Below are 16,551 nucleotides of genomic sequence, written 5' to 3' on the forward strand. Positions count from 1 at the left end.
GCTGGAGCAGAAGGGCCTGCTCAAGCCCGCCGGACAGAAGGGCCACATCTCGATCGTCTCCAACGACGGCATCCCGCAGGAGTTCGACGCCATCCGCAAGGGCCAGATCGACGCCACCGTCTCCCAGCCCGCCGACCTCTACGCCAAGTACGCGCTGTACTACGCCAAGGCCGCCGCCGAGGGCAAGACCTTCGAGCCGGGCCCGACCGATCACGACTCCACCATCATCAAGATCCCCGGCGGGCTGGAGGACCAGTTGCCCGCGCCGCTGGTGACCAAGGACAACGTGGACGACAAGACCCTCTGGGGCAACACCGTCGGCAAGTGACCGGCCCGACCGGCGACCCCTCGTACGCACCCGACGAAGGACGGTACTGACCATGGCGGACACCGCGACCGCCCCGGCGAACGGCGGCGGGCCCGCGGCCGGCCGGAACCCCGCTCCGGTGGCCGAGGCCACCGGGATCACCAAGAGGTTCGGCGCGACCGTCGCCCTGCGTGACGCCCGTATCACCGTCGCCGCGGGCGAGTCGCACGCGCTCGTCGGCCGCAACGGCGCCGGCAAGTCGACGCTCGTGTCCATCCTGACCGGCCTCCAGCACGCCGACACGGGCACCCTGCGCTTCTCCGGCGCACCGGCGCCCGCCGTCGGCGACATCGACGCCTGGCGCTCACGGGTCGCCTGCGTCTACCAGAAGTCGACGATCATCCCGGACCTGACCGTCACCGAGAACCTCTTCCTGAACCGGCAGAGCGCCGGGCCGCTGCAGCCGATCCGCTGGAAGCAGCTGCGGCGGCGGGCGGAGGAACTGCTCGGCGAGTACGGCGTGGACGTCGACGCCTCCGCGCGGGCGAAGGACCTCACGGTCGAACAGCGGCAGTTCGTGGAGATCGCCCGGGCCCTGTCGTTCGGGGCGCGCTTCATCATCCTCGACGAGCCGACCGCGAAGCTCGACGCCCGCGGCATCAACCGGCTGTTCGACAAGCTCCGCGACCTCCAGCGGCAGGGCGTGGCCTTCCTGTACATCTCGCACCACCTCCAGGAGGTGTACGACCTGTGCGCCACGGTCACCGTCTACCGCGACGCGGCGCACATCCTGACCGCGCCGGTCGCGGAACTCGGCCATCGGGCGCTCGTGGAGGCGATGACCGGGGAGTCCACCACGACCGCCGCGGAGATCGTGGAGAACCGGGGCCCGGTCGCGTCCGACGCCGCCGAGCTCCTGGCCGTGCGCGGGCTCACCCTGCCCGGCGCCTGCCGGGACCTGTCGCTGACCGTGCGGGCCGGTGAGGTCGTCGGCCTGGCCGGCGCGACGGCCAGCGGCAATGTAAGGGTCGGCGAGGCCATAGCCGGTCTGCACCCCGCCGAGGAGGGCACCGTCTCGGTCGGCGGTCGGGGCGTCCGCACCGGAGACGTCCCGTCGGCGCTCGCCGTGGGCGTCGGCCTGGTCCCCGAGGACCGGCATCTGCAGGGCCTGGTGAACAACCGCAGCGTGGCGGAGAACGCGACGCTCACCGTCACCGACCAGCTCGGCCCGTACGGCACCGTGCTGCCGGCCCGCACCCGGGTCTTCGCGCAGCGCATGATCCGGGCCCTCGACATCAAGACGCCGGGCGCGGCGGCCCCGGTCTCCGCCCTCTCCGGCGGCAACCAGCAGAAGGTCGTCGTGGCCCGCGCGCTGGCCACCGACCCCAGGGTGCTCGTGGCGATCCGGCCCACCAACGGCGTGGACGTCAAGTCCAAGGAGTTCCTGCTGCGCCGGATCCGCGAGGTCGCGGACGGCGGGAAGGCCGCGCTGATCGTCTCCGACGAGCTGGACGACCTCCGGGTGTGCGACCGGGTCGTCGTCATGTTCCACGGCCGTAAGGTCGCCGAGTTCGACCGCGGCTGGACGGACGAGCAGGTGGTCGCCGCCATGGAGGGCGTGGCCGGCCGGGCCGGAACATCCGACGAGAAGGGGGCCGACCGGACCGGAACGTCCGACGAGAGCGCGGGCGACCGCACCGAGGCGCCCGGGGGCGGGACCGACCGCACCGCAGCATCCGACACCACCGAAGAGCACGGAAGGTAGCCATGTCCGCCACCACTGATGTCACCGACCCCGCTGCGGGCGTGGCACGGGAGACCGCGGGCGGCGAGCGCCGCGGGCTCGACCTCGGTCGCTTCCGTGAGCTGTCCCTGGTCCCCGCCATCCTCGTGCTGGGGCTGATCGGCTTCATCGTCTCCCCGGCCTTCCTGACCGCCGACAACCTGATCGGTGTGGCCCAGCAGTCCACCGAGCTGAGCCTGCTGGTCCTGGCCACCGCGCTGATCCTGATCGCCGGACGGATGGACCTGTCGCTGGAGTCCACCATCGGCGTGGCCCCGGTGATCGCCGTCTGGCTGGTCCTGCCGACCAGCGGCGCCCGGTTCACGGGGCTCGGACTGCTCCCGGAGTGGACGGCCGTCCCGCTCTGTCTGCTGGTGGGTGTGGTGATCGGGGCCGTCAACGGCTTCCTGATCCTGAAGCTCCGCCTCAACGGCTTCATCGTCACCCTCGGCATGCTGACGATGCTGCGGGGCCTGCAGGTCGCCCTCTCCGAGGGCCAGTCCATCGTCGAGCTCCCCTCTTCGTTCACCTATCTGGGCAAGGCGTCGTGGCTGGGCGTACCGGCCGCGATCTGGATCTGCGTGGTGCTGTTCGCGGCGGGCGGGAGCGCGCTGGCCTGGCTGCGGCACGGCCGGGCGCTGTACGCGATCGGCGGCAACGCGGAGGCCGCGCGCACCGCCGGTATCCGGGTCGACCGGATCGTGTGGGTGGTGCTGGTCCTCGGCAGTGTGCTGGCCGCGTTCGCCGGAATCCTCTACAGCGGGCACTACGGGTCGATCTCGGCCACCCAGGGCAGCGGCTGGATCTTCCAGGTGTTCGCCGCGACCGTCATCGGCGGGGTGAGCCTGAACGGCGGCAAGGGCTCCGTGTTCGGCGCGCTCACGGGTGTGCTGACGCTGCAACTCGTCGTCAACGTGATGACGTTGGCGGGTGTGCCGCCGCTGTGGAACCAGTTCCTCAACGGAGCGATCATCATCGTCGCGCTGATCATCTCCCGCTTCGCCTCGGGCGAGAAGCAGGAGTAGACGCGGCCCGCGGGCGGCCCGCCCCGGCGGAGCCGCCCTTCCCCGGGCCCCGGCACAGGGAGGGACCCTCGTGGCACTGACGGACGAGGCGATGGACAAGATCAAGGCGATGATCGTCGCCGGTGAGCTCGCGCCCGGCTCCCGGCTCCCCAAGGAGGAGGTCCTCGCGGGCCAGCTCGGTCTGTCCCGCAGTTCACTGCGGGAGGCGGTGCGGGCGCTGACCGCGATGCGGATCCTGGTCACCCGGCAGGGCGACGGCACCTATGTCTCCAGCCTGGAGCCCCATCTGCTGCTGGAGTCGCTCTCCTTCGCCTCGGACGTCTCCCAGGGGCAGACGGCCCTGCAACTGCTCCAGGTACGGCGACTGCTGGAGCCCCAGGCGACGGGGCTGGCCGCCGCCCTGCTCACCGCCGACGACCTCCGGGAGCTGGGGTCCGTCCTGGAGCGGTCCCGGGCGGCGGCGACGGTCGAGGAGTTCGTCGCCCACGACATCATGTTCCATCTGCGGATCGTCGAGGCGGTCGGCAACCCGGTGCTGTCCATGCTGCTGCGGGTGCTGTCCACCCGCACCCAGCGGGCCCGTATCGTCCGCGGCACCCGCACCGAGCGTGCCGTGGAGCACGCCCACCGGGAGCACGACGAGATCCTCCGCGCGCTACGGATCCGTGACGCCCAGCTGGCGGTGTCCGCGGCCACGGTGCACGTGGCCGCGGTCGAGCAGTGGCTGGCCGCCGGGCTCGTCGACGATCCCCTCTGCGCGGCGGAGGACTGACCTCACCGGTCGGCGGCGTCCACCACGTCGCCGAGGTCCACGAACTTGAAGCCGGTGGCCGTGCGGGTGCCGCCGTCGCCGTCCGGCACCGCGGGGGTCTCCTGGCCGTCCTGGAGGACGAGGAGGCCCCGCGGATAGCGGCGGCCCAGCGGGGCGTTGAGGATCGCGGCGCCGTCGCACTCCTGCACGCCGTCGAGGGTCGGCGTCGCGGCCCCGATCCGGAAGCCGCCCTCGTACTCGTTGTTCTCGCTCACCTCACGGTCGTAGAGGGCGAAGGTGTCGTCGCCCTGGCTGGAGGCGAGCAGGTAGCCGTCGCCGTCCCGCTCCTGAAGGAGCGTCAGGCCCTCGACGTCGGCCGACAGCCGCTTCCCGCCGTACCCGGGGTCGGTGCCCGGCACGCACTCCTCGGTCTCCTCGTCGTAGGTGCCGGGGACGCCGTACTCCGTCACCTTGTCGACGAGGACGGGCCTGCCGGTGAGGTCGGCGCGCAGCCGCCAGATGCCGATGTCCTCCTGGCCGGCGTAGAGCGTGCCGGTGGCCGGGTCGAGGACCATGCCCTCGACCTGCGGGAGTTCACCGGGCTCGGCACAGGGGCTCCAGGTGGTGCCGTCGGGCAGCCGGAAGGAGGACGGCAGGTCGAGGGTGCGGACCGTGCGGTAGCCGACCCTGCCCTGGGCGGCGGGTACGAGTTCCAGCAGGGCGAGTCGGGTGCGTTCGCGTCGGCTGACCAGGGCGTAGGCGCGGCCGCTGGTCCGGTCGGTCCAGGTGGCGAGGCCGTACGCGGTGCGCTGGTCGTTGATCTCGGCCTGGTCGGCGGAGAACACGGGGGCGGCGGCCGGGTCGGTGATGTCGGTGAGGGGGCCGCCGGGCCGGGTCGGGTCGATGCGGTAGACGCGCAGCCGGTCGTTGCCCCGGTCGCTGACGACGGCGACGTCGGCGCGGCCGGTGGTGGTGCGCAGGCCGGTGACGAGGTCGACGTTGTTGTACCGGCCCGGCGCGTCGTCCTCGGCGGGGGGCTTCGGGGCGGGCAGGGACTGCACCAGGCGGGCGTCGAGGTCGTAGACGCGCAGGCCGCCTTCCTTGGCGGTGGCGACGACGAGGCTGCGGCCGGGGTCGGCGGGGTTCCGCCAGATCGCCGGGTCGTCGGCGTCGGAGTTGCCGCCGGCCTCGTCGTCGTGGAGGGCGGCGGTCTCACCGGTGGCGGTCACCACGGGCAGGGCGGGCGTGCCCGCACCGGCGGGAGCCGCCGTGAGCAGGGCGGTCAGCGCGGTACCGGTGGCGAGGGCCGCAACTCGCCGAGTGCTGCGGGGCGTTCTCACAGGCACTTCCTTACCGTCGATCGGAGGTCGGCAGAGCGTGCTCGCACCACTGCCGATTGTCGGGGACATGCAGATAGTGCGGAGGGAAGCTTGCGCGCGGGCAGACGCGATCTGGCCATGCCATGACCAAAGCCCCGTGGGGCGGGCCGTTCCGCCCGGTGCGTCTTCACCGACGGTCCGATCGACCGCTGGTTTTGCGTACAGCCCTCGGCACGGGGCGCACGGCGGACCTATCGTGTAAGAAGCACAGTTTCGCCGCGTGCTGCTCCTGCCCTCCGCGGGGGACCCCATGAAGGTCGAACTGGTTCAACAGGCCGCCGACGCGCTGTTCGACGTCCCGGACACCGTCCACGAGGAGATCGTCGCCCTCATCGAAGCGGTGGCCGAGGAACCGAGGATCCAGGTCAGGGAGCTGGCCGCGGTGTTCGGTGACTGGTGCTGGCTCGTCTACACGGTCCACGGCGACGTGATCGAGGTGCTGGACGTCGGCTGCGCCCGCTGACGCGGCCCGGGCCATGAGGCCGGAGGGGCAGAAGGTGCGTTTCGTCGCGGGGCGCGCCGCGCCGGTGTTCGTGCCGGCTCACCTGGCTGTTTCCGCGGCGACCCCGGGCTGCTCGTCCGTCCCCGGAACGGTGTCAGCAGTGCCGGGCCGGTCCGCGCCGGCCCGCCTCAGGACGAGTGCGGCCGTCGTGGCCAGGGCGACGAGGGCGGCGCCCGAGAGGGCGAAGGCGTGGGCCGCTCCGACGAGGCTGATGGCGGTGGAGGCCACGAAGGGCGAGACCGTCAGGGCACCGGCGATACCGGCTTCCCACAGGCCGAGCGCCTTCGCGAGATGGCGGTCGGGGACGCGCCGCTGCACCAGCGCGATCAGTGGGATGTCCGTCAGGGCCGAGGCCAGCCCCGTCGCGGCCAGGAGGAGGGCCGCCACGGCCGTGGACGTGACGGTTCCCAGCGGGGCACGGAAGATCCCGAGCACGGCCCAGGCCAGCACCGCCGCCAGGGCCGGTCGGCGGATCGACAGCCGGGCCAGCAGCAGCGCGCCGACCACCTCGGCCACGCCGGCGACGCCCAGCAGCAGCCCGTACTGGCCACCCTGTCCGACGACGGTCACCAGACCCACCGTCAGGAACCCGTTGGCCAGGGCCAGTGCGAGCACGAAGGTCACGATGACGACCAGGACGTCGGGGGCGGCGCGCACGGCCTTCAGGCCCGCCGCGAGATCGGACCACAGGCCCGTCCGTTCGCCGGCCGGTACGGGGCGCCGGACGCTCAGGCCCGCGAGAGCGGCCGCCGACGCCAGGAACGTCAGGCCGTTGACCACCAGCGCCCACTGGAGCGAGGCCTGGGCGAGCAGCGGCGCGAGCATCAGCGGGCCGACGAAGAACGCGGCCCTGAAGGCCACTTGGAGGAGGCCGTTGGCCTGCCGGAGGGCCTCGGCGGGCACGATCTGCGGGACGATGGCGTTGCGGGCGGGGGCGAACGGGGCGCCGAGCAGCGCCAGCAGTGCCGTCGTCGCCACCAGGACGGGCAGGTTCAGCAGCCCGAGGTACAGCAGGACCGCGCCCGCCGCGACCACCACGACCCGGGCCAGATCGGTGGCGATCATCAGCTTCCGGCGGTCGTGACGGTCGGCGTACGAGGCGACGACGAAGGTGGCGAGGAACGCGGGCGCGAAGGCGGAGACGCCCACGAGGGCCACGGCGGCCGGGTCCTTCGTCAGGGTCCAGGCCAGCCAGGCGGTCGAGGCGGTGTACAGGCCGTCGCCGAAACGCGATACGCCCTGACCGACGAAGAGAAGCAGGAAGTCGCGGTCTCTCAGCAGTGACATGGCGCCACTGTCGGGCCGCCGCCGGGCGGTGATCCACTTATTAGGCAGATGGCTAATCACTCGGCGCCGGTCGGTCGGGCCGGTGGTCGTCCGGGTCGTCGTCGCGGCGCAGGAAGCTCTCCAGTCCGGGCGTGAGGCCCGCCACCTGACCGGGCACGAGCCGGTACAGGACGTAGTAGCCCTCGCGTCGGCGCTCCAGCAGGCCGGCGTCCGCCATCACCCGCAGATGTTTCGACAGCGCGGCCTCGCTCACACCCACGAGCGGCGCCAACTCCTGGGTGCTGCGGGGGCGCTCGGCGATGAGCCGTAGCGCGCGCAGACGGGTGTCGTCGGCGAGGGCCCGCAGGATCCCGACGAGCCGGGCCGGCGGGATGCGTGGGCGGGCCTCCCTCGCGATGGAGGAGACGGGGAAGACCAGGCCGAGGGGCCACGGCCCGTCGCAGTTCACCCGGACGTGCGGCCAGACGTAGGTGCTCGGGGCGAGGAGGAGTGTGTCGTCCGTACCGATGACGACCTCGTGGTCGTGGGGGCGCTCCAGCCAGAACCGCTCGGCCCGGTGATCGCTCCGTACCTCCGGCCACAGACCGCGGAGCATCCCGTACAGGCCGCTCCGCGCGATCTGCTGCCCCGCCTCGCTGACACCGGCGGCCAGATCGGGCTCGACGCGGGCCCATTCGTCCTCGAACGCCTCGCGCCAGTAGCGCTCCAGCATGTCCAGGAACCGCTCCAGCAGGGCACGGGGGTCGTCCAGCAGCATCGCGGCCATCGCGGGGTCGCTGTCCCGCAGGGCCAGGGCGCGCAGCCGTTCGCGGACGTCCGGTCGGTGCAGCAGCCGCGGGTCCCTGCCGCCGCCGTCGTCGTCCGGCCAGGGGGTGAGCAGGGGGACCGCGAACTCCAGGCGGATCAGGTCCGGGTCCGCCGTGCGCAGGGCCGCCAACTCCTCCCTGAAGTCACGCAGTCCGCCGGTGGGACGGGGGAAGAGGAACTCGGGGAAGTACGAGCGCACCGCGTACGCGAACGCCTCGATCTCCCTCTTCAGCGCGGGTGACAGTCTCCGCATCGCGCGCACCCAGCCGTGCTGGACGGGGTGGTGTTTCGGCTCCACCAGCACATGGAGACTGAGGACGGCTTCCATCGCCGGCGAATAGGCGAAGCCCACCCGTTCGGCCCCGTCGGCGGGCACCCGGAACACGATCGTCATGACCCGTCATCCTCGTCGTGCGGCCCCGCAGGTCAACCGGGACACGCGCCGGCGGCGCGGGCGTGCGCCCTCCCGTCCGGCGGAGCACCGGTCGGGAGGGCGCGGGGTGTCACGGTCGGTCCGGTGGGGTCAGCTCGTCACCCGGAAGGTGGCGTCACCTCGTCCCGTCGCATTGGTGATGGGGTCGAGGCGGAGTTGGTAGGCGTAGTGGCGGATGTAGCGGTCGGGGTGGTTGTACGACTGGAAGGAGGACCAGCCGGCGTCGGCGAGGCCGGCGACCTTGGTGAAGGTGGCGTCCGCGGCGAACTGGGCGGTGCCGTCGTTGTACACGAGCTGGAAGTCGTAGTTGGAGTGGCGCAGGAAGTAGCCGGGGAAGTTCACCGACTCGAAGGAGACGGTGCCGGAGCCGGTGAGGCCGGGCCTGAGCCGGAACCGGGAGTCGTCGGCGGGGCTGACGTTTGGGTCGATCCGCACGTCGAAGTCGGCGTGCCGTACGTACCGGTCCTGGAAGTTGAACGACTGGAGCCGGTTGGCGGGGGTGTTCGCGTACCGGGTGAGGACCCGGCTCTCCTCGGCGGCCGTCAGGGTCAGGATCGAGCCGTGGCGCTTCTTCGTGCCGCCCAGGTTGTAGCTTCCCGACGCCGGCAGCCGGTAGGCGGAGGTGCTGGTCGGGTCGGTCGTGAAGACGGGCAGGTAGCCACGGCCGGAGGCGTACTGGTCGAGGTAGAGCGTCCACTCGTTGCGGTCACGGAACTTCATCCACATCGGGCCCTCGACCTGGGCGCCGGTCAGGCCGATCCCGGAGAGGTTGCCGATGGTGGTCCACGTCCCGAGGATCGAGTTGCTGCCCTCCAGCGTGATCTGGCCGTCGCCGGAGGCCCGCACGTAGCGGTAGGCGCCGACGCCCGCCGGCATCTCGACGATCTGCGTGTCGATGATCTCCTGGGTGCCGGGGCGCTCGATGAAGGTCTTCGGGGTGGTGATGGAGCGGAAGTCGCTGGTGCGGGCGTAGAAGACGCGGTGCTTCGTCCTGCCGTCGAGGGGTACGTTCGTCGCCCAGTACAGGACGTAGTCGTTGGTGGCCGGGTTCCAGATCGCCTCCGGCGCCCAGGCGTTGCGTCCGTCGGGGATCGCGCCGGCGACGTTCAGCAGCCACGGCTGCGACCAGGTGACCAGGTCCGTGGACTCCCACACGACGAGGTTGCGGCTGCCGTCGTTGATGGCCTGACTCCATGTCTGGCCGCAGTCGATGCACAGGTCGGTGGCGATGATCCAGTACTTGCTCCCGTCGGGAGAGCGCACCAGTGCGGGGTCGCGCACGCCGCGGGTGCCCACCGTCGAACGCAGCGTCATCCCGCCGCCGTTGAGGTCGTTCCAGTGCAGGCCGTCGCTGCTGTGCGAGAAGTAGATCTGCTGCCCGGTCGCTCCCTCCCCGATGAAGTGCGTCATCAGATAGCCCGGGTCGGCCGCTGCCGCCCGGTCCGGTGCCGCCAGCACCTGGCCGGTGAAGAGGAGGGCGACAGCGACCAGTATCGCCGCCAGCCGGGAGAGAACCGCGGACATGTACGTCTCCTGTCTCTGTGCGGGCACCACCGTGGAGACCCGACGAACGCCGCCCCGATGCGTTCGACTTCTCGGACACCGTTCGCAAGACCGGCCAGACGGTAAGGGTGAGGCGAACGAGGCGTCAATACTTCTCACACGACGAACGCCCCGGCCCGCTCTCGCAGTTGGGCCAGGGCGTCCGGGTGCCGGGTGGTCCGCGCTCGAACCGCCGGTCGTGTCAGACCACCCGGGGTTGCAGATAGCGGGCCAGCAGGTCATCGAGGTTGACCAGTGCGGTCGGGCGGCCGGTGTCGTCACGGATGACGGCGAGGGAGGCGCGGTTCCTGCGGAGTACGTCGATCGCGTCGGCCACCGTGGTGTCCTCGGTCAGCTCGGGGACGGGCCGGGCCGGCGTACGGGCCGTGGTGGTCCGTCCCCTGGCCCGGGCCACAAGCGCGTCACGGGCGTGGACCGAGCCGAGGACGGTGCCGCGGTCGCGGACCAGGAGCCGGGTGCGGTCGTGGTCGGCGGCGGTGCACAGGATGTCCTCGGTGCCGGCGTCCGCGTCGACCGAGGTGATCTCGGCCGCCGGGACGGCGAGATCGCCCACCGGGGTCTCGGGTTCGGTCAACGAGCGGGTGATCAGCTCCGAATCGCTCCGTGATGAGGCCGAGCCGCTGCCACTCCTCGACGAGATGGGTGAGCTGCTTGAACTCGGCGGCGACGATGAATCCGCCGGCACGACGAAGATGCCGCCGACCGCGCCCTCGGGGATGCCGATGCCGGTCAGGGCGGGCTCCAGCAGCGCCGACACGGACGGCTCGGCGATGAAGCCGACGACCAGACCGGTGACGGTGATGCCCGGCTGCGTGCCGGACAGCATGAAGGTCGGGCTGGTCAGGCCGAGTCCCGGCTGGGATCGGGTGGGATCGGCCGGGGCCTCCCGTCAGTTGACGCGTATCTCGGCGAGCTGGAGGCGGAACTTGCCGGTCTCGTCGGACGCGGCCCGGCCGAGCCGGGTGACCCTGAGGCGCAGATAGCGGCCGCTCGCGGAGGTGAGGGTGTAGGTCCGGGCGGCGCCGTTCGGGTTGGGCTCGCCGGTGAGGGTGCGGGCGGTGGTGTAGGTGGTGCCGCCGTCGGTGCGGGTCTGGAAGGTGAAGTCGACCGGGAAGCCAGCCGTGCCTCCTCCCGAGCCACCGGTGTCGGTGCGCGGGTGGAGGGTGACCGACCCGATGGGCCGGTCGGCGCCGAGGTCGACCTCGATCCACACCGGTGTGCCGCTCACATCGGCGGAGGGGAAGTCGATGCTGGTGAAGCCCTTGGCGCCGGCCACGCTGGTGGTGGTGCCGTCCAGCACGCGGGTCTTGCCCCAGTCGCCGTTCTCCAGGGTGCAGTTGCCGGTGACGGTGGTCGCGGCGGTGGGGACGGTGAGTTCGGCGATTTGGAGACGGTACTTGGTGGTCTCGTCGGACGCGGGCGCGCCGAGCCTGGTGGCCTGGAGGCGGACGTGGCGGGCGGTGGTGGTCCGGAAGCCGTACGTCTGCACACGGCCGTCGGGGTTCGTCTGCCCGGTGACGGTGCGGACGGTGGTGTAGACGCCGGCCCCGTCGCGCCGGGTCTGGATGGTGAAGTCGACCGGGAAACCGGCCGTGCCGCCGCCCGCCGCCGGGGTGTCCGTGCGGGGGAAGAGGCGTACGGCGTCGAGGTCCGTGTCGGCCCCGAGGTCGATCTCCACCCACACGGGGTCGGCGCCGACATCGGCGGACGCGAAGTCGTTACTGGTGTACCCCTTGGCCCCGTTCACACTGGTGAGGGTGCCGTCGGTGAGCCGGTCACGACCCCAGTTGCCGTTCTCCAGGCTGTTGTTGCTGGTGACCGGCCGGCCCAGGGCGAGGTTGTCCAGACGGCCCACGCCGGTCGCCGTGAACGTCCAAGTGCCGGGCTGGACGACGAAGTACACGTAGTCCGAGTCCTTGCCGTCGTAGGACAGTCCGGCGACGCTCCCGGTGGAGGAGCCGCCGGTGAAGACGGTGGTGTCGTTCGCCTTGACGACCGGGGACGCGCCCCCGTAGGTCGGGACGCCCACGCGCGCGGTGGTCCCGCCCGGGGACGTGAGGGTCAGCGTCACCTTCGTCCCGTCGCGGGTGATGCCGAAGCGGATGTCGCCCTCGACGGTGGACGTCACCGTGTTGATCCTGCTGAGGGTGCCGGTCTGCGGGACGACCTCGTACGTCGCCCAGCCGGGCTTGGTGGGGCGGACACCGGCCGCGTAGGCCGACAGGGCGTACAGCGGGCCGCCGTTCCAGGCATGGTTGTCGGTGCCCTCCGACTTCACCCACACCTCCCACAGGGTGTGGCAGGCCGGGTCGGTGACCTGGGCGGCGAAGCGGTGGCGCATCCGTTCCTCGGCGACCGTGGCGGCGCCCATCAGGTAGAGCGCCTCCAGGACGTAGAACTCCATGTAGGGGCTGGCGTTGAGGTGGGTGCGGAGCACCTCGGTGATGGCCCGGTACCGGGAGGCGGGGGCGAGTCCGGCGACGACGGCGAGGCCGTGGGCGCGGTCGTCGGTGTCGCGGGTGTAGCCCGGTGAGCGGTACTCGCCGCGGGAGGAGTTCCACAGGACGCGGTCGAAGTTGGTCTTGATGCTGTCGCGCCTGGACTTCCAGCCGGCCACGTCACCGGAGTTGCCGCTCAGGTCGGCGAGCTTGGCGGCGGTGTCCAGGGCCAGGTAGTACCAGCAGTTGTCCAGGACGCGGGCATCGATGTTCGAGCCCCAGTCCTCCCAGTCCCAGTCCCCCGCCCGGTGGTTGACGAGCCCGTCGCTGTCCAGGCTCCACAGGTCCAGGTACTTCTTGACCGCCGGGTAGGCGACGGTGACGGCGGCGGCGTCGCCGGTGTAGAGGTAGTACGTCCAGAACGACCACACCGAGGCGAGCATCTGCGTGGGCAGTTCGGCGGTCCAGATGGTCGAGGGGACCGGCGAGTACAGTGCGCCGCTCGACTTCTGCCAGGCGGCGAGCTGGGCGATCGCCTTCTTCCCCAGCGCGTGGGACCTGGGGTCGAAGGTGTAGAAGCCCTCCTTGAGCTGGTTGACGACGTCTCCCCACCACTGGGCCCGTTCACGGGTGGGGCAGTCCATGTAGTTGTCCCGCATGTTGACGTACATCGTGCGGGCGGCCTTGGTCCACAGCATGTCCAGGAAGGCGTCGCTGCTGCTGAACGACCCCACGAAGTCCGTGTCGTAGCCGGACTCGCGGTACTTAAGCTCCAGGATCGTCACACCCGCCGGGATCGTGTACCGCACGGCCGTGCCGCTCATCCAGGCCAGCGACTCGAACTCCTGCACCCCGCCGGCGCAGACGTAGGTGGCGCGCATGTTGTACTGCGTCCCCGGCTCGATGCCGACGAGGCCGGCTCCGTCGTCGTAGTGGTCGGTCTGGATGCCGATCACCGCGCCGGCGGGGGCGTCCACCTTCAGGAAGGGGGTGACCTGGAGATTGGACGGCAGGGTGGCCGAGATCGCGGTGGAGCCCTGGCCGGTGGCCGGGAGGGACGCGGCGTTCGTGTACGCCTTCAGACCGGAGTGGCGGAACTGCGGGATCGGCCGCTCGACGAGGGCGTTCCAGGGCGCGGAGCCGGCGGCGCCGAAGTCGGTGGGCGCCGTCCAGGCGCTGTCGTCGAAGCCGGGTGAGCGCCAGCCCGACATGACGGCGGCGGCACGGGCGTCGTAGTACACGTTCGACTCGGGCAGCCGGAAGTTGGCCTGCGTACCGCCGGTGTTGTTCGAGTAGCCCGGGTGGACGGTGTGCTTCCAGCTGGTGTCGCTGACCAGGCGGGTCGTGGTAGCGCCGACCTCGATGTCCGACTGGAGGAGCAGCCCGCCCTTGCCGCTGCTGTTGTGCGAGAAGCCCTGCTTGCCGAAGTACCACACCAGCAGCGCGACCGTGTTGGAGCCGCTCTTGAGGTACGGGGCGAGGTCGATCTCGTCGTAGTAGGTGTCCGTACGGTTCGGGCCGCGCTTGAGGCCGCCCTCGAACACCACCAGCGTGCCGTTGATCCACAGCCAGTACTTCGAGTCCGCCGCGATCCGTGTCACCGCCTTCGACGGTGCCGCGTCCAGGGTGAACGATCTCCGGAAGGCCACCCACTGGTTCGCGGTGCTGGCAGGGGCCCAGATCCATTTCGCGGTCCACGAGACAGCGGCGGACGCCGTGGACGCGAGGCCGGGCAGGATCGTCGAACCGAGGGTGGGAGCGAGGGCCACGGCGATGGCCGAGCCCACGAGCGAGCGGCGGGACATGTGCTGCATCGAGGGAACCTTTTCCAGGAGTGCTGGACGCGGGGAGGGACGAGCCGACCGGAGGAGCGGAGCGAGGAGCGGAACCGGCCGCCGCCGGTCAGGGCACCGGGCCTCTCCTGTTCGCCGGACCGAACGATCCATACGGTTCTGAATCGTTTCAATCGGGGGTGTGCAGGCGCGATCCTCAGCCCTCGGGAACACCGGTGTCAATGGTCCGGTCGCCAGAAGTGGTTCCGCCGGCCCGGCTGGAGGGCGGGCGGTGGGAGCCGGCTACCCCTGCACGGTGAGCCGGGCCTGGTCGAAACGTTGGTCGGCGAGGCCCTCGGGGCGAATGAGCCAGTAGAGGGTGCCCTCGTCACCCCACGCCATCTTCGCGTCGCAGTCACTGTCGAACTGGGCGAGCACCCCCCAGCGCTCAGCCTCCTGATCCAGGGGCTGCTCGCCCCATTCATGCCCGCCGCCGAGCGCCGCGTTCGCGATGTCGTACTCCACCGGCCCCTGGACGGGCACGGCGTGGCCGCCGACCTGGCGACCGATCCGGGTGCGCAGCCGCCCGAAGGCGCGGACGAACGACGTGAGCTCGGCCGGGGTCTCGCGAGGGTGAGGCCAGTGCCGGGTATCGCCGAGCAGGGCTTGCCGGGCCTGGGGCAGCCACAGGTCGGGGGCACTCTGCTCGGTGTCCGCGGTCAGCTCCACCCGCGAGAACGCCTCCAACTCCGGGGGCAGCCACGATCTGGTCGCCGTCCACCGCCCGACGAAGGCGTATGCAGGGCCGCAGAAGCGCTGTCCAGCGCTGGGCGAGATCGCCGGGAGGATGCTCGGCAGCAAGCCGGGAGTATTGCTGATCAGTCATGCAGTGCATCACCCCTCCCGCGCGGGGGTCGGGCGCTCGCTGACAGCGGGCGTCGACCTCACGCGGCGCGCAGGTCCCTCCAACCCACCCCGTCAGCGCCCGGCCACCCCCACTCTCACCCCCTCGGCTCGCCCTGACGGAGCGTGCGGAGTGTCTCGATGACCTCCTCCGCGTCGGTGTCCGGGTTCACGAAGGCCAGGCGGAGGACCGTCGTGCCGTTCCACTGGGTCGGCACGCACAGCATCGCGCCCGTTTCGGCGGTGCGGGCGGACCAGGTCGCGTAGTCCTGCGGGCCCCAGCCCGGACGGTCGAAGAGGAGTACGGACAGCTCGGGTTCGACCAGCAGACGGAGCCGGTCGTCGGCGCGGATGGCGTCGGCCACCAGGCGGCTGGTGGTCAGGGTCTGCTCCACGGCGCGCACGTACCGCTCGGTCCCGTGGACGGCGAGGCTGAACCAGAACGGCAGTCCGCGGGCCCGGCGGCTGAGGTGGAGCGCCAGGTCCGTCGGATTGTGGACCTCGCGGTCGATGGCGTCGAGATAGCTCGCCGTCTGGCTGTGCGCGGCACGTGCCGGCGCGGGGTCGCGATACAGCAGCGCGCAGCAGTCGTAGGGGGCGAACAGCCACTTGTGCGGATCGACGATGAAGCTGTCGGCGCGTTCGATGCCCGCGTAGCGGTGCCGCACGCTGGGTGCCGCCAGGCCCGCCCCGCCGTAGGCGCCGTCGATGTGCAGCCAGACCTGGTGGCGCTCGCAGGCGTCGGCGATGTCGTCGAGGTCGTCGATCAGACCGGCGTTGGTGGTGCCGGTGGTCGCCACCACGGCGAACACCCCGGTCGTGGAGGTGAGCACCGCGTTCACGGCGTCTCCGGTGAGGTGCCCCCGCCGGTCAACGGGTGCGGTGACGACGGTGACGTCCATCGCCTGGGCCGCGGACCTGATCGAGGAGTGGGCGCTGTCGGCGCACACGATCTTCCAGCCGTCCGCGGGCCGCGGCCTTGACGCGGCTGCGGCGGCGCGGGCCGTGATGAGCGCGGAGAGGTTGCCCATGGTGCCGCCGCTGACGAAGCATCCCGCCGCGGTGCTCGGCCATCCGAGCAGGTCGGTGAGCCAGGCCAGCGCCTCGTTCTCGGCGTGGATGGCGCCGGCTCCCGACTCCCAGGTGCCCGCGAAGATGTTCGCCGCGCCGGTGACCGCGTCGAAGGCGAGCGCGGCACGGGTGGGGGCCGCGGGGATGTAGGCGAGGTTCGTCGACGCGCTCTGGGAGCGGGTGGCGGGCAACAGGACCTGGTCGAACAGTTTGAGGGCCGCCGCGGCACCGATTCCACCCGGGGTGACGGCCGTACCGGCCGCGAGGGCGAGGTCGGCGGCGGGGCGGGCGCCCGACACCGGGTCCGGGGCCTCCGTGATGCGCCGCCACGCGTAGTCGATGGCGGCGTCGACGATCTCGGCCTCGTCGCCCCACACGCGGTGGTCGGCACGGGACTCCTTCTCCGCTGACATGCTGTCGCGTTGAGCTTTTTGCATGGCGTGAACCTAGGAACACCCATCGGAATGCGCAATATGCGCACGGGAGATTGAGCAGAATGCTCAATCGGGCCTGGTGCGCGCCCTGTCATA

Annotated in this window: 11 protein-coding genes and 2 pseudogenes; 5 read left to right on the forward strand and 8 right to left on the reverse strand. The window is 71.4% G+C overall.

From position 1 onward, the window contains the following. The 4 genes and pseudogenes from AOK23_RS05185 to AOK23_RS05200 form a co-directional block, all read left to right on the forward strand. Positions 1-328: pseudogene (locus tag AOK23_RS05185) on the forward strand (sugar ABC transporter substrate-binding protein); the annotation flags it as partial. A 52-nt stretch (positions 329-380) separates the two neighbouring features. Continuing rightward, entirely contained in the window at positions 381-2,072 is a 1,692-nt protein-coding gene (locus tag AOK23_RS05190; protein ID WP_055711562.1) for a sugar ABC transporter ATP-binding protein, read from the forward strand. 2 nt (positions 2,073-2,074) lie between these two features. After that, a complete protein-coding gene (locus AOK23_RS05195; protein WP_055711563.1) occupies positions 2,075-3,115 on the forward strand; it encodes an ABC transporter permease in 1,041 nt (346 codons plus the stop codon). A 70-nt stretch (positions 3,116-3,185) separates the two neighbouring features. Further along, entirely contained in the window at positions 3,186-3,887 is a 702-nt protein-coding gene (locus AOK23_RS05200; RefSeq protein ID WP_055711564.1) for a FadR/GntR family transcriptional regulator, read from the forward strand. Between the two features lie 2 nt (positions 3,888-3,889). Here the strand turns inward: AOK23_RS05200 and AOK23_RS05205 are convergent, their stop codons facing one another. Then, on the reverse strand, positions 3,890-5,206 hold the full coding sequence (locus AOK23_RS05205) for a phytase (protein ID WP_055711565.1): 1,317 nt from the start codon (positions 5,204-5,206) through the stop codon (positions 3,890-3,892). A 259-nt stretch (positions 5,207-5,465) separates the two neighbouring features. On the opposite strand from AOK23_RS05205, the gene AOK23_RS05210 reads away from it, so the two are divergent. Continuing rightward, the gene (locus AOK23_RS05210; protein ID WP_240496255.1) at positions 5,466-5,708 is read left to right on the forward strand and encodes a hypothetical protein; all 243 of its coding nucleotides are present in this window, start codon (positions 5,466-5,468) and stop codon (positions 5,706-5,708) included. A gap of 78 nt (positions 5,709-5,786) precedes the next feature. On the opposite strand, the gene AOK23_RS05215 is transcribed toward AOK23_RS05210, so the two are convergent. From AOK23_RS05215 to AOK23_RS05245, 7 genes and pseudogenes are all read right to left on the reverse strand, one after another. Further along, positions 5,787-7,034: an MFS transporter gene (locus AOK23_RS05215; protein ID WP_055711566.1), complete on the reverse strand. Its 1,248-nt coding sequence runs from the start codon at positions 7,032-7,034 to the stop codon at positions 5,787-5,789. 52 nt (positions 7,035-7,086) lie between these two features. Next, positions 7,087-8,235, reverse strand: coding sequence for an ArsR/SmtB family transcription factor (locus AOK23_RS05220; protein ID WP_055711567.1), 1,149 nt, complete (start codon positions 8,233-8,235; stop codon positions 7,087-7,089). A 129-nt stretch (positions 8,236-8,364) separates the two neighbouring features. Continuing rightward, on the reverse strand, positions 8,365-9,798 hold the full coding sequence (locus AOK23_RS05225) for a glycoside hydrolase family 43 protein (protein ID WP_055711568.1): 1,434 nt from the start codon (positions 9,796-9,798) through the stop codon (positions 8,365-8,367). A gap of 220 nt (positions 9,799-10,018) precedes the next feature. Continuing rightward, positions 10,019-10,487, reverse strand: a pseudogene (locus AOK23_RS05230) (CBS domain-containing protein); the annotation flags it as partial. A gap of 239 nt (positions 10,488-10,726) precedes the next feature. Further along, the gene (locus tag AOK23_RS05235; protein WP_079049303.1) at positions 10,727-14,089 is read right to left on the reverse strand and encodes an alpha-L-rhamnosidase-related protein; all 3,363 of its coding nucleotides are present in this window, start codon (positions 14,087-14,089) and stop codon (positions 10,727-10,729) included. 261 nt (positions 14,090-14,350) lie between these two features. Then, positions 14,351-14,908: a DUF1963 domain-containing protein gene (locus AOK23_RS05240; RefSeq protein WP_055711569.1), complete on the reverse strand. Its 558-nt coding sequence runs from the start codon at positions 14,906-14,908 to the stop codon at positions 14,351-14,353. A gap of 140 nt (positions 14,909-15,048) precedes the next feature. Continuing rightward, entirely contained in the window at positions 15,049-16,434 is a 1,386-nt protein-coding gene (locus AOK23_RS05245; protein WP_240496256.1) for a pyridoxal phosphate-dependent decarboxylase family protein, read from the reverse strand. Positions 16,435-16,551: the final 117 nt, after the last annotated feature.

The organism is Streptomyces torulosus, from assembly GCF_001419765.1.
Taxonomy (GTDB): domain Bacteria; phylum Actinomycetota; class Actinomycetes; order Streptomycetales; family Streptomycetaceae; genus Streptomyces; species Streptomyces torulosus.

Excerpts from the sequence above, each read along its gene's own strand:
- AOK23_RS05225 (WP_055711568.1), bottom strand. The coding sequence starts at position 9,798 with ATGTCCGCGGTTCTCTCCCGGCTGGCGGCGATACTGGTCGCTGTCGCC.
- AOK23_RS05245 (WP_240496256.1), bottom strand. The coding sequence starts at position 16,434 with ATGTCAGCGGAGAAGGAGTCCCGTGCCGACCACCGCGTGTGGGGCGAC.
- AOK23_RS05190 (WP_055711562.1), top strand. The coding sequence starts at position 381 with ATGGCGGACACCGCGACCGCCCCGGCGAACGGCGGCGGGCCCGCGGCC.
- AOK23_RS05215 (WP_055711566.1), bottom strand. The coding sequence starts at position 7,034 with ATGTCACTGCTGAGAGACCGCGACTTCCTGCTTCTCTTCGTCGGTCAG.
- AOK23_RS05235 (WP_079049303.1), bottom strand. The coding sequence starts at position 14,089 with ATGCAGCACATGTCCCGCCGCTCGCTCGTGGGCTCGGCCATCGCCGTG.
- AOK23_RS05195 (WP_055711563.1), top strand. The coding sequence starts at position 2,075 with ATGTCCGCCACCACTGATGTCACCGACCCCGCTGCGGGCGTGGCACGG.
- AOK23_RS05220 (WP_055711567.1), bottom strand. The coding sequence starts at position 8,235 with ATGACGATCGTGTTCCGGGTGCCCGCCGACGGGGCCGAACGGGTGGGC.